This window comes from Mesorhizobium sp. M0598 (assembly GCF_040320865.1).
Taxonomy (GTDB): Bacteria; Pseudomonadota; Alphaproteobacteria; order Rhizobiales; family Rhizobiaceae; genus Mesorhizobium.
In genome coordinates this window covers 60,051-72,772 of sequence record NZ_JAMYQL010000032.1, presented here as the reverse complement: position 1 = coordinate 72,772, position 12,722 = coordinate 60,051, and the positions used below count along the sequence as shown (strand labels likewise).

Here is a 12,722-nt window from a genome sequence, read left to right as displayed (position 1 = left end):
ATCAGAAAATAGAAACCATCGACCTCAATGTCCTGGCGCGATAGCATGCAAAACTGTTCGCGATGTCCTCGCACATCTGTTCGCGATGTCCCCAGTCCAAACAAAGGGGAGAAGGAGAGGTCCCCGCTTAAGGCTTGCGGATAAAGGCTGCACCCAGGATCGGACCGGGCATGCCGTCCTTGCCGACCGACTGCAGCAGCACGGCGCAGCCGCCCTTCTTGGCGATCTCGCTCATCGGCAGTTCGTAGCGCTGCGCCTTGCCGTGCCACATGCCGGCGGTCTGGATGGTGGAGACGGCGTTCCAGTAGGTCATGCTGCGGCCGCTGTTTTCGCCCTTGCCGATCTTTATCGTCTGTGGCGGGTTGAAATAGACGATGACGACATGCGCGTCGGTGGGGCCGCTAACGGCGTCGCCGGCATCGATCATGACGCGATCGCTGGTCCGGCTGACCTTGATGCCGACGCGCATGCCTTCGCCGACCCTCTCCATGCGGGCCAGCGCGCCGTCGACTTCCTCGCGGCTGGCGCCGTTGACATGGCTGCGGCCGTTTATGACGGCTTGCGGGGTGTAGACGGAACGACTGCCGAAGGCGCGCATATACTCGTATTGCCGCTCGGTATTTTCCTTGCGGCTCAGCGTGTCCTGCCAGCCGAGGTAATCCCAATAATCGACATGATAGGCGAGCGCGACGATGTCCTCCTTGGCGGCAAGCTCGGCGAAGAATTCGTCGGCCGGCGGACAGGAGTTGCATCCCTGGCTGGTGAAGAGCTCGACGACGCCTAATGGCTTGTCGGTTGGCTCGGCAAGGGCCCTGCCGGCAAACGCCGAGAGGGCCAGCGCAAGGGCCGCAAGCCGCAATGGTCTTCGAGATGGCATGGCCGTTCCGATCCCGCCGGTGACGCCGGCTTTGTTCTGGTTGTCGAAATATGTGGCAGAAGCGGCAGTCAACGGGAAGTCACGTTGCGGTGAAATTTTGCCGTTGCAACCGCTGGCAAGGGCGCAATAGGTGGACTTGCACTTCACGATGGAAGCGATTCGGGCGGCAATCAGCATGTGGCAATCTCTCCTGGCGCCGGTCGACCTCTATTGCGAACGGACGGGGCCGGAATTCTGGGCCGAACCGCTCAATGCGCTGAGCAATCTGGCTTTTTTTGCCGCCGGGCTATGGGGTGTCTGGCAGGTGCGCAAGCGCGGCACCGGCACCTTCGCCGAAGTGCTGGCCTGGTGGGTGGTGGCGATCGGCATCGGCTCGTCGCTGTTCCATACCTTTGCCACAAGGGCAATGATCCTGGCCGACGTGCTGCCCATTGCAGGGTTCACGCTGGCCTACACGCTGTTCAACCTGCGACGTTTTCTCGGCATGAAATGGGGCAGGGCGATCGCCATCTTCGTCGCCTTTTACGCCGTTGCCGGGCTGGTGACCTTTGCCGTGCCCGACTGGCTGCGCCAGGCGTCGAACGGGACGACCGGCTATCTGCCTCCGTTTCTGGCGCTCGCCTTCTTCGGCGCCTGGGTGGCGGCCAGCGGCAATCGCGCCGGCTGGTACAATCTGGCGGGTTCGGCGATCTTCGTCGTGTCGGTCATCTGCAGGATGATCGATCCGCTGGTCTGCGGCGGCTTTCCGCTCGGCACGCATTTCCTGTGGCACATATTCAACGGGCTGATGCTCGGCGTGCTGCTGGCGGCGACAGCGCGGTTTGGCAAGCCAAGACAGGGCAGTAGGGCAGTAGGGGAATAAGTCGCTTCTCTTTGCTTCACCCTACTGCCCTACTCCCTTATTGCCCTACTCCCTTAAGCGGCCAGATCGCGCAGCACGTATTGCAGGATGCCCCCATTCTTGAAGTAGTCGAGCTCGTCCAGCGTATCGATGCGGCAGATGATCGGAACCTCTTTGACGCTGCCGTCGCCGTAGGTGATCCTGGCGATCATCTTCTGCCGCGGCTTGATGTTGCTCAGTCCGTCGATCTCGACCAGTTCGTCGCCCTTGAGGTTGAGCGAGGCCCATGAGGTGCCTTCCTCGAAGACGAAGGGGATCACGCCCATGCCGACCAAATTGGAGCGGTGGATGCGCTCGAAGGACTGGGCGATGACCGCGCGGACGCCCAGCAAATTGGTGCCCTTGGCCGCCCAGTCACGCGACGAGCCGTTGCCATATTCGACGCCGGCGAAGATGACCAGCGGCACGCCTTCCTTCTTGTAGCGCATCGCGGCGTCGTAGATCGATTCCTCTTCTTTCGAGGGGTAATGGATGGTGTAGCCGCCCTCGCGGCCGTTCTCGCCCAGCATATGGTTGCGGATGCGGATATTGGCGAAGGTGCCGCGCATCATCACCTCATGATTGCCGCGGCGCGTGCCGTACTGGTTGAAATCGGCGACGCCGACGCCGTGGTCGGTGAGATACTTGCCGGCCGGCGAGGCCGCCTTGATCGAACCGGCCGGCGAAATGTGGTCGGTGGTGATCTTGTCGCCGAACAGACCGAGCACACGCGCGCCCTTGATATCGCCGATCTTGCCGAAGCCTGACTTCATGCCGGCGAAATAGGGCGGGTTCTGCACATAGGTCGAATTGTCGTCCCAGGCATAGGTCTGGCCTTCCGGCGCCTTGACGTTCTGCCAGTACTCGTCGCCCTTGAAGACGTCGGCATATTTGCGGGCGAACAATTCGCGCGTGACGTTCTTCTCGATGAATTCTTGGATCTCGACCGAACTTGGCCAGATGTCTTTGAGATAGATCGGACTGCCGTTGCGATCGTCGCCGAGCGGCTCGGTGGTCAGATCTTTGGTCACCGTCCCGGCCAGCGCGTGGGCGACGACCAGCGGCGGCGAGGCGAGATAGTTCGCCTGCACGTCGGGCGAGACGCGGCCTTCGAAATTGCGGTTGCCGGACAAAACTGCCGCAGCAATCAAGCCCTTATCGTTGATGGTCTTGGAGATCGGCGCCGGCAACGGGCCGGAATTGCCGATGCAGGTGGTGCAGCCGAAGCCGACCAGGTTGAAGCCGATCTGGTCGAGCTCCTTCTGCAGGCCGGATTTCTCGAGATATTCGGCGACGACCTGGCTGCCCGGCGCCAATGAGGTCTTGACCCACGGCTTCTGCTTGAGGCCGAGCCGGTTGGCATTGCGCGCCAACAGCCCGGCGCCGATCAGCACGCTCGGGTTCGAGGTGTTGGTGCAGGAGGTGATGGCGGCGATGACCACATCGCCATGGCCAAGATCGTAGTTCGTGCCCTCGACGGCATAGCGCTTGTCGATTTCGGCGGCCTTCTTGTATTCGGACTCCATGGCCTTGGCGAAGCCGGCCGGAATGTCTTCAAGTGCGACCCGGCCTTCCGGCCGCTTCGGGCCGGCCATCGACGGGACGACACTGCCGAGATCGAGCTCCAGCAGGTCGGTGAAGACCGGATCGGCCGAGCCGGCATCGCGCCACAAGCCTTGCGCCTTAGAATAAGCCTCGACCAGGGCGATGCGGCTTTCGTCGCGACCGGACATTGTGAGATAGCGGATGGTTTCGCTGTCGACCGGGAAGAAGCCGCAGGTGGCGCCATATTCCGGCGCCATGTTGCCGATGGTGGCGCGGTCGGCCAGCGTCATGTTGGACAGGCCCGGCCCGAAGAATTCGACGAACTTGCCGACGACGCCCTTCTTGCGCAGCATCTGGGTGACGGTGAGCACCAGGTCGGTGGCGGTGACGCCTTCCCTCAGCCTGCCGGTGAGCCGGAAGCCGATGACTTCAGGCAGCAGCATGGAGACCGGCTGGCCAAGCATCGCGGCCTCCGCCTCGATGCCGCCGACGCCCCAGCCGAGAACGCCGAGGCCGTTGATCATCGTGGTATGTGAATCGGTGCCGACGCAGGTGTCGGGATAGGCGGTGGTCTCGCCGTCTTCGCTGTTGGTCCACACGACCTGACCGAGATATTCGAGATTGACCTGATGGCAGATGCCAGTGCCGGGCGGCACGACGCGGAAATTGCGGAACGCCTGCTGGCCCCATTTCAGGAATTTGTAGCGTTCCTCGTTGCGCTCATATTCAAGCTCGACATTGCGGGCGAAAGCCAGTGGCGTGCCGAATTCGTCGACGATGACCGAGTGGTCGATGACTAGATCGACCGGCACCAGCGGATTGATCTTTTGCGGGTCGCCGCCGAGCGAGGCCATGGCGTCGCGCATGGCGGCAAGGTCGACCACGGCTGGAACGCCGGTGAAATCCTGCATCAGCACGCGAGCCGGGCGATAGGCGATCTCGACGCCGGCGGTGCCCCGGTCAGTCAGCCAGCCGGCGACCGCCTGGATGCTCTCCTTGGTAACGGAACGGCCGTCCTCGTTGCGCAGCAGATTCTCCAGCAGCACCTTCATCGAATAGGGCAATTGGGCAATACCGGTGAGGCCGTTCTTTTCGGCCTCGACAAGGTCATAGTAGATGTACTCGGTGCCGCTGGCGGTCAGCGTGCGGCGGCAATTGAAGCTGTCGAGTGATTTGGACACGTGCGATCCCTAACTGTCGGTTGCCGGAAGGGAACGGACGCCAGTGGGCATGCAAATCACGCGCAAAGGTGCGGGTACGGCCATTTCCGCTATCCGTTCCCAAGCGTCCGGGCCGTTCAAGGCGGCACGCGCGCTGGTTCGGCGCAAATTCGGTTCCCGTGCCGACCGCTGGCACGGATGATGCGGATATAGAGAATTTTCTGGAATAGTTCTAGACACGGAATTGCCATTTTTGCTGCGGCGCACCGAAGCCGCGCCTGAACTTTCGGCGAAGGGGAACGGATGCGGCTGATCGCCGAAAATCTTGGCGGCGAACGCGGCGGCGAGACGGTCTTTTCCGGCATCGAATTCGCGCTGGGGGATGGCCAGGCGCTGGTCGTCACCGGGCCGAACGGCGCCGGCAAATCGACGCTGCTCAGGATCGTCGCCGGACTGTTGCCGGTGGCGGCAGGCCGTGTGCGGTTCGAAGGTGGTGGCGAGGACTTTCCGTCGGCCGCCTCGGCGTGTCACTATCTCGGCCACCTCAACGCGATGAAGACGGCGCTGAGCGTTACGGAAAACCTGCGCTTCTGGCGCGATTTTTCGGGCGCCGGTTCCGCGGGTGTTGAAGAGGCGCTGGAAACCGTCGGGCTGGGCGGTATCGGCCATTTGCCGTTCGGCTACCTCTCGACCGGGCAACGCCGCCGCGCGGCGATTGCAAAACTGCTGGTCAGCCACCGGCCGTTGTGGCTGCTCGATGAGCCGACGGCAGGGCTGGACAAGGCTTCGGAGGAGAGATTCGGCGAATTGATGGGGAAGCACCTCGAGAGTGGGGGAATCATGGTTGCGGCGACGCATTTGCCGCTGGGGATCGAGGGAAAGGAATTGAGGATGACCGGCTGATGTTGGCATTCCTTCACAGGCGAAAGCATCTCACATTATGCTAGCCCTCTTCCTGCGCGACATCCGCCTGAGTATCCGCGCCGGCGGCGGCGCGCTTACCGGCGTGATTTTCTTTCTCGCCGTTATCGCGACCATCCCCTTCGGCGTCGGTCCCGAGCTGAAGTTGCTGGCCCGCATCGGCCCGGCGATCCTGTGGATCGCCGCCTTGCTGGCCTGCCTGCTCGGCCTCGACCGGCTGTTCCAGGCCGACCGCGAGGACGGCTCGCTCGATCTTCTCGTGCTTGGCAACGACCGGCACATGCTAGCCTTGACCGTTCTGACGAAATGCCTGGCGCATTGGGCGGGAAGCGTGCTGCCGCTGGTCATTGCCGCTCCCTTGCTCGGCCTGTTCATGAACATGGAGCCCATCGGCATCGGTGCGACGGCGCTGACGCTTCTGGTCGGCACGCCGGCGATCACCTTCATCGGTGCCGCCGGTGCCGCGGTGGCGGTGGCGCTGCCGCGCGGGGGCCTGCTGATCTCGGTGCTGGTGCTGCCGCTGACCATTCCCGTGCTGATCTTCGGCGTATCGGCAAGCTATGGCGCGGTGGCGAACCCCGATCCTTTTCTGCAGCCCTTCCTCATTCTTGCCGCGCTGACCCTGTTCCTCGCGGTGCTCGGGCCGGTGGCAGCGGCGCTGGCGCTTCGGCACGGAACGGATTGATGTGGCCGCTGCGCATAGAGAACCCGATCTTTCTCCAGACAATCTACGGCAACTATCCGGACCTGTCTTCCGTCGAGGTCACCAAGGTCGAAATCAATCGTGACGGGCCTAGCATGTACCTTTCCTTCATCTCGACCGTCCTCCCCTACCGGCCCCCCGCCAAATGGGCGGCGTTCAATGCCGTGTCTTTCGGGCTTGAGTTCATCGCGGTCGAATCGATTAGCCTTCGCAAGTTCCGGAGCCATGGCTGGAGTGCAATCAGGATGTGGGATGACGCCGGTAGAATCCTGCTTACCTGCGAAGGGGCTGTCAGGCTGTCTCTGACGTGCCAATACATGCGTATCAAAAACATATCAGGTGTTTTGCGTTCGCACTGACCTTCGGCTTGCGATAACCGCAAATCTGCCGCAGACCCGTTCATTGCGACAAACAGCCGGTGAGGCTATGAATTCCGCCGTGAGAAGCCTTGGATCGGGAAAATGAGCGTTCACGCCCTTTATGTCACCGCCGCCTATGCGATCACAGCCGCGGTGCTGGGCGGGCTGATCGGCTGGATTCTGCTCGACCAGCGCGGCCGCAAGCGAGAGCTTGCCGAGCTGGAGGCATCCGGCGTGCTCCGGCGCTCCGATAAGGCAGTAAAATCATGAGCACGGAAACCCAAACACCGGCGCGCCGCCGCCTGATCGTGCTGCTGCCGCTGCTGGTCTTTCTCGGGCTGGCGGGATTGTTCCTGGCGCAGCTTTTGTCCGGGCGCGACGTGTCGGAAGTGCCGTCGGCGCTGATCGGCCTGCCGGCGCCGCAGACCAACCTGCCGGCGCTCGAAGGCACCAATTTGCCGGGCCTCGATTCAAAACAGTTCGCCGGCAAGGTGACGCTGGTCAACGTCTTCGCGTCCTGGTGCGCGCCGTGCCGCGAAGAGCATCCGGTGCTGCTGGCGCTGTCGCAGGACAGACGCTTCGTCATGGCCGCGCTGAACTACAAGGACCAGCCGGAAAACGCCCGTCGGTTCCTTGGCGATCTCGGCAACCCATTCCAGGCGATCGGCGTCGACCAGGCCGGACGCACGGCGATCGACTGGGGTGTCTACGGCGTGCCGGAGACCTTCGTCATCGGCAAGGATGGCAAGATCGCCTATAAGCATGTAGGGCCGCTGACGCCGGACTCGGCGCGGACGCTGCTGTTACCCGAAATCGAGAAGGCGCTGGCCATGCCGAGCTGATGGCCCGCCGTTTCGTCATGCTGGGGTCTTTGCTCCGCTTTGCGTCGCTACGCCCAAGGATGACGAACGTGATAGGTCGACCGAAGATTCAGCCGTAGATCTGCTTGTGGACCTGGTAGAGCATTTCGCTGCGGTCGGCGCGCATGTCGGCGAGGTCACGGCTGCTGAAGCTGTCGATTTCGGCGACGAGGCGGTTGTAATGCCGGCGCTTGGCGATGCTGGCGCGAGCGCGGCTCATGAGGCTGTCTATGATCATAGCGAGTTTCCTTTTTGCGCCGCGTTTCGCGGCCAGTTGTTCCTCCCTTGATCGATACGGAGCATGACATAGTTATGGTGCATTGCAAAAATAAGATGTTGCAACGCACCATTGCGCTGGGCGCATAGCCGGTTAACGGGATGTGACCTGCCGTCCGGGCCAGCATTCGCTTCCATAATGCTTCTGACGCATCATCGATCTTGCCATATCGATCGTGGGCTGGCTTGATCGCGCCTTGCCAAGCGACTGCTACCGGGAGGAACCATGGCCAGCGAATTCTACGAAGTTCTCGATCCGCGCTTTTCGCGGCTGTTCAACGGCAATGCACAGGTCGACAGGCTGTTTACCGGCTGCCGATGGGCGGAAGGACCGGCCTGGTTCGCGGCCGGGCGCTATGTGGTCTGGTCCGACATCCCGAACAATCGCATGCTGCGTTACGACGAGACCGACGGCAGCGTCAGCGTGTTCCGTCAGCCGTCCGGCAATTCCAATGGCAACACGGTCGACCGCCAAGGACGGCTGGTTACTTGCGAGCATTCCGGCCGCCGCGTCAGCCGCACCGAGCATGACGGGTCGGTAGTCACCATCGCCGACAAATGGCGCGGCAAGCGGCTGAACTCGCCCAATGACGCCGTGGTCAAGTCCGACGGCTCGATCTGGTTCACCGACCCGAGCTACGGCATCGATACCGATTACGAGGGCGACAAGGCCGAAAGCGAGATCGGCGCCTGCCATGTCTACCGGGTCGATCCCGGCACCGGCGAGACCGAGGCCGTGATCACCGACATGGTCAGGCCCAACGGGCTCGCCTTCTCCCTCGACGAGAGCAAGCTCTATGTTGCCGATACCGGCCGCACGCACGGCGCGCAAAACCCGGCCCACATCCGGGTGTTGGATGTCGGCCAGGGCGGCAAGACGGTTTCAGGCGAAAAGGTCTTTGCCGACTGCACCGCCGGCCTGTTCGACGGTTTCAGGCTGGATGCGGACGGCCGCATCTGGACCAGTGCCGCCGACGGGGTCCATTGCTACGATCCGGACGGGACGCTGATCGGCAAGGTCAAGGTACCGGAAGTCGTCGCCAATTGCGTGTTCGGCGGCAACAAGCTGAACTGCCTCTACATCGCCGGCACCACATCCCTCTACATGGTCCGGCTCATGGTCAACGGCGCCAAAACCTACTGAGCGGCCGCCAAGCATATGCAAGGGAGGGAACCATGCCATTCGTGAATATCCGCCTGGTCAAGGAGGTGATTGCCGATGACCCGGCCGGCAAAAAGGCCGCGATCGCCGCCCAGGTGACGGCGGCCATCACCGGCGTCACCGGCCTGACCAACAATGATGTCTGGATAGTCTTCGAGGAGGTCGCTGCCCGCGACTGGTTCGTCGGCCAGACCGACGTCGAGACGCGGAGGGGCAAGGGATAGTTCCCGGCACAGATTGGCCGCAGCTCCTAGCGTCGTCATGCCAGGGCGGAGCAGGAGCGAAGCTCCGTCGCGGAGACCCTGGGATGACGAAAGCACGGTCCGGCGTTCACCGCGAGCGGATGAACTCCGCGAAGGCGGATAGGGCATCGCGCATCGTCAGCCGGTTTTCCGGCTGCGATAAGATATCCTCCACCTCCAGCAGCTTCTTGCCGAGCAGCGCTATTTCGAGCGCTGCTTCCGCATGGAGCGCGAAAGACATTGTCCGCATGATCTCGACCAGTGCGGCGCGGGCAAACAGCGAGCGCGGCGAGGCATGCACCAGCATGGCTGGCTTGCCAACGGCGGCATCGCGCGACACCAGCCAGTCAAGCGCGTTCTTCAGGCCGCCTGGCACACCGTGGGCATATTCCGGGCAGGAGACGATGACGCCGTCAGCGGCGGTGACCGCATCGATCAGCACTGCTGCTTGCGGCGGCGTCCGCTCGCCTTCGTCGTCGGGGTTGAAAATCGGCAGCCGCCCAAGCCCATCGTAGACGGAGACGTGACAGTCCGGCGGCGCGTTTTGCGCGAGTGCCGCGACCAGGGCGGAATTGGTCGAGGCGGCGCGCAGGCTGCCGGAGATGGCGAGGATGTTCAGCAAAGGAATGGAGACCGGCTTGGGCGATTCGTTGCCGATCACGCTACCACATGGTCTCCCTGTATTCCTCGTCCAGCCAGCGGTCGGTCGCCTCGGCCGAATCGGCGAGCGCCAGCTGGTCGCGCAGGATCTGGCCGAGCGTCGGCAGCGTCGCGCGGTCGTACCAGCTCTCCGGCTTCCACAGTTCGGAGCGCATGAAGGCCTTGGCGCAATGCATGTAGGCGGCCTTGACCGTCACCACGACGACGCTTTGCGGTGCCTTGCCGTCGACCGCCAGCCGCTCACGCAACGCCGCATCGACGGTGATGCGGGCATCGCCATTGACACGCAGCGTTTCGTTCATGCCGGGAACGAGGAAGAGCAGCCCGATCGAGGGATTGAGAAGGATGTTCTCCAGCGTGTCGAGCCGATTGTTGCCGGGCCGGTCGGGGATGGCGATGGTCCTCTCGTCGAGCACTGTTACGAAGCCCGGCCTGTCGCCCTTGGGCGTCACATCGGCATTGCCGGCGCCGTCGGACGAGCCGATCAGCACGAAAGGGCTCTTGCCGATGAAGGAACGGCAGTGGCCGTCCAATGCCTTCAGTTCCTTGCGGATCGAGCCGTCAGTCGGCCGAGGCGTCTTGTAGATCGTCCTCAACTCGTCGCGTGTGGTGATGAATTCCATGCCCCTCTCCTCTTATTCTGACGCAATTCCCTAGGGAAAGCGCTACGCGCTTTTCCCGGGAAAATCGCTACACACTTTCCTGGAATTGCTCTATTTGCCGGCCTTCTCTTCCTTGCCGGTCTTGTCCTCGAGCGAATGGCGCAGGATCAACGGCATTTGGCTTAACGTGAAGACAAGGGTAATGGGAATCGTGCCCCAGACCTTGAAATAAAGCCAGGCTTCCTCAGAAAAGTTGCGCCACACGACCTCGTTCAGCGCAGCCAGAAAAAGGAAGAAGAGCCCCCATCGGAAAGTGAGCTTGCGCCAGCCTTCGGCGTCGAGATTGAAGGCGGAATCAAAGACATAGCCCAACAGCGATCTGCCAAACGCCAACCCGCCAAGCAACGTGATGCCGAACAGGCTGTTGATGATTGTCGGCTTCATGAAAGCGAAGGTCTTGTCCTGCAGCCACAGCGCCAGTGCGCCAAACACAAACACCACGATGGCCGAGACCAGCGGCATGATCGGCCAGCTGCGCGTCAAGATCCACGAAACGCTGAGCGACAGCGCCGTTGCCACCATAAAGAACGCTGTGGCAATCAGGATAGGCTCGCCGATATGGCCGAGGATCGGAAATTTCCCGACAAGCCACGCGCCGCGGATGGTGGTGAAAAAGAACACCAGACCAGGCCCGAGCTCGAGCAGGAATTTCAGGCCGGGGTTCAATGCCTTGCGGCGTGGATCGGACAGGTCGCGTTCGAGGATGGGTGGGCTCATAAGATCCTTCTTACGCATGATTTCAATCCAAAAAGCCTGCAACTTTTCGGCATCATGCTCGTCAAGCCACGCCAGCGATCGCCCTGGCGAATTCGCTTGCGGAAAAGGGTTCGAGGTCGTCGACCTGTTCGCCGACGCCGATGAAATAGACCGGCAATTTGTGCTTTGCCGCGATCGCCACCAGAATACCGCCGCGCGCCGTGCCGTCCAGCTTGGTCATCACCAGGCCGTTGACGCCGGCGACATTGCGGAAGATCTCGACCTGGTTGAGCGCATTCTGGCCGGTGGTGGCATCGACCGTCTGCAGCACGGTGTGCGGCGCTTCCGGATCGAGCTTGCCCAGCACCCGGACGATCTTTTCCAGTTCCGCCATTAGTTCGGCCTTGTTCTGCAGCCGCCCGGCGGTGTCGATGATCAGCACGTCGGAGCCGGCCTCCTTCGCGCGCTCGAATGCATCGTAGGCGAGGCCGGCGGCATCGGCGCCGAGCTTCGAGGCAATGACCGGCGAGTTGGTACGCTCGCCCCAGATCTTCAGCTGCTCGATCGCGGCTGCGCGAAAGGTGTCGCCGGCGGCGAGCATCACCGAGAGACCGCCATCGGTGAGCTTCGCCGCGAGCTTGCCGATGGTCGTGGTCTTCCCGGTGCCGTTGACGCCGACCACCAGGATGACATGCGGCTTGTGGCTGAGGTCGAGCTCCAACGGCATGGCGACGTGGGTCAGCACCTTCTCCACCTCGGCCGCCATGATGGCCCGGACTTCGGTGTCGGAGACGTCCTTGCCGTAGCGGCTGGCGGAGAGCGCGTCGGTAACGCGCAAAGCCGTCTCCATGCCGAGATCGGCGCGGATCAGCACATCCTCCAGTTCCTGCAGCGTGTCCTCGTCAAGTTTCCGCTTGGTGAAGACGCCGGCGATGTTGCCCGACAACTCCTTGGAAGAGCGGGCAAGCCCGTCTCGCATGCGCTGGAACCAGGAGCGCCTCGGCGCCGGTTCGGGCGCCTTCTGCGGCTCGGCTTTCTGCTCGACCTTCTTGGTCACGGTGACTTTGCCGGGGGCGGGCTTTGGCTCCGGCGCTGGTTGCGGAACGGCTTCTGGCTCGGGCTTTGGCTCCGGCGCTGGTTGCGGAACGGCTTCTGGCTCGGGCGTTACCTCCCCCTCGATGGGAGGGTGGGGCGCCGGCACGACCTCCGGTTCGGGCGCGATCTCGGTCAAGATCGGTTTCGTCTCGGCCGGCGCTGGCTGGCGGATCGGGGGCGGTATTTCGGCGGGAGGGACTTCGCGCGCTGGCGCTGCTGAGGGAGCCTCGGTGGGCACTACCGGCACTTCGACGGGTGCAGGTTCTGGCTGGGAGGGGACGATTTCTGGCTGCTGCGGCTCGGCCCGGATCTCCTCCGGTTCCTCAGCAGGCGTTTCCGGCTCGGGTGGAACGGTCGGCGGCGGCTCAGGCTTCTGCGATTCCGGCGCCGGTTGGGGTGCCGGAGGCAACTCTGGTTCGACTGGCGGTGGAGGTACGGCTTCGACTTCGGGTTGCGACTCTTCGCGTTTCAAAAACTCCGGGACGGCCTGCTCGGCGGCCGGTTTCAGCGCCTCCAGTTCGTCCCATTTGATCGGCGGCAGCGGTGCGGTCTCGTCGGGCCGCTCCTCGACGACTTCCTTCTTGCCGAACGAAAATATCTTCTTGAAAAAACCAGCCATGTCTT

General features: G+C 62.7%; 15 protein-coding genes. 8 read left to right on the top strand and 7 right to left on the bottom strand.

The features are described from left to right. Positions 1 to 127: 127 nt before the first annotated feature. Entirely contained in the window at positions 128 to 877 is a 750-nt protein-coding gene (locus NKI59_RS28165; RefSeq protein WP_352450193.1) for a DUF1223 domain-containing protein, read from the bottom strand. Positions 878 to 1,052: 175 nt separating this feature from the next. Between NKI59_RS28165 and NKI59_RS28160 the strand changes: the two genes are divergently transcribed. Further along, entirely contained in the window at positions 1,053 to 1,739 is a 687-nt protein-coding gene (locus tag NKI59_RS28160; protein WP_352450192.1) for a ceramidase domain-containing protein, read from the top strand. A gap of 53 nt (positions 1,740 to 1,792) precedes the next feature. Here the strand turns inward: NKI59_RS28160 and acnA are convergent, their stop codons facing one another. Continuing rightward, positions 1,793 to 4,483 (bottom strand): aconitate hydratase AcnA, encoded by a 2,691-nt coding sequence (acnA, locus tag NKI59_RS28155; RefSeq protein ID WP_352450191.1) that lies wholly within the window; start codon positions 4,481 to 4,483, stop codon positions 1,793 to 1,795. A gap of 282 nt (positions 4,484 to 4,765) precedes the next feature. Between acnA and ccmA the strand changes: the two genes are divergently transcribed. The 5 genes from ccmA to NKI59_RS28130 all read left to right on the top strand — a co-directional run bounded on the left by ccmA (position 4,766) and on the right by NKI59_RS28130 (position 7,287). Continuing rightward, positions 4,766 to 5,365, top strand: coding sequence for a heme ABC exporter ATP-binding protein CcmA (gene ccmA, locus NKI59_RS28150; protein WP_352708007.1), 600 nt, complete (start codon positions 4,766 to 4,768; stop codon positions 5,363 to 5,365). A gap of 37 nt (positions 5,366 to 5,402) precedes the next feature. After that, entirely contained in the window at positions 5,403 to 6,068 is a 666-nt protein-coding gene (ccmB, locus tag NKI59_RS28145) for a heme exporter protein CcmB (protein WP_352470824.1), read from the top strand. Next, positions 6,068 to 6,445: an Imm50 family immunity protein gene (locus NKI59_RS28140; RefSeq protein ID WP_352708005.1), complete on the top strand. Its 378-nt coding sequence runs from the start codon at positions 6,068 to 6,070 to the stop codon at positions 6,443 to 6,445. Before ccmB ends, NKI59_RS28140 begins: the two co-directional genes overlap by 1 nt. 102 nt (positions 6,446 to 6,547) lie before the next feature. Continuing rightward, entirely contained in the window at positions 6,548 to 6,715 is a 168-nt protein-coding gene (ccmD, locus tag NKI59_RS28135; RefSeq protein ID WP_352708004.1) for a heme exporter protein CcmD, read from the top strand. Continuing rightward, a complete protein-coding gene (locus NKI59_RS28130) occupies positions 6,712 to 7,287 on the top strand; it encodes a DsbE family thiol:disulfide interchange protein (RefSeq protein ID WP_352708003.1) in 576 nt (191 codons plus the stop codon). The genes ccmD and NKI59_RS28130 overlap by 4 nt, the downstream gene beginning before the upstream one ends. An 88-nt stretch (positions 7,288 to 7,375) precedes the next feature. On the opposite strand, the gene NKI59_RS28125 is transcribed toward NKI59_RS28130, so the two are convergent. Beyond that, a complete protein-coding gene (locus tag NKI59_RS28125; protein WP_023721879.1) occupies positions 7,376 to 7,543 on the bottom strand; it encodes a hypothetical protein in 168 nt (55 codons plus the stop codon). Positions 7,544 to 7,807: 264 nt separating this feature from the next. On the opposite strand from NKI59_RS28125, the gene NKI59_RS28120 reads away from it, so the two are divergent. Both NKI59_RS28120 and NKI59_RS28115 read left to right on the top strand, forming a co-directional pair. Continuing rightward, positions 7,808 to 8,725, top strand: coding sequence for an SMP-30/gluconolactonase/LRE family protein (locus NKI59_RS28120; RefSeq protein ID WP_352708002.1), 918 nt, complete (start codon positions 7,808 to 7,810; stop codon positions 8,723 to 8,725). A gap of 32 nt (positions 8,726 to 8,757) precedes the next feature. Then, positions 8,758 to 8,967: a tautomerase family protein gene (locus NKI59_RS28115; RefSeq protein WP_352450186.1), complete on the top strand. Its 210-nt coding sequence runs from the start codon at positions 8,758 to 8,760 to the stop codon at positions 8,965 to 8,967. A gap of 106 nt (positions 8,968 to 9,073) precedes the next feature. Here NKI59_RS28115 and NKI59_RS28110 read toward each other — a convergent pair whose 3' ends face one another. From NKI59_RS28110 to ftsY, 4 genes are all read right to left on the bottom strand, one after another. Next, positions 9,074 to 9,607: an NADPH-dependent FMN reductase gene (locus NKI59_RS28110; RefSeq protein WP_352708012.1), complete on the bottom strand. Its 534-nt coding sequence runs from the start codon at positions 9,605 to 9,607 to the stop codon at positions 9,074 to 9,076. 40 nt (positions 9,608 to 9,647) lie between these two features. After that, on the bottom strand, positions 9,648 to 10,268 hold the full coding sequence (locus tag NKI59_RS28105) for a pyridoxamine 5'-phosphate oxidase family protein (RefSeq protein WP_352708001.1): 621 nt from the start codon (positions 10,266 to 10,268) through the stop codon (positions 9,648 to 9,650). Positions 10,269 to 10,358: 90 nt separating this feature from the next. After that, positions 10,359 to 11,024, bottom strand: a complete 666-nt coding sequence (locus NKI59_RS28100; protein WP_023679806.1) for a septation protein A — start codon at positions 11,022 to 11,024, stop codon at positions 10,359 to 10,361. Positions 11,025 to 11,085: 61 nt separating this feature from the next. Next, positions 11,086 to 12,717 (bottom strand): signal recognition particle-docking protein FtsY, encoded by a 1,632-nt coding sequence (ftsY, locus tag NKI59_RS28095; RefSeq protein ID WP_352708000.1) that lies wholly within the window; start codon positions 12,715 to 12,717, stop codon positions 11,086 to 11,088. Positions 12,718 to 12,722: the final 5 nt, after the last annotated feature.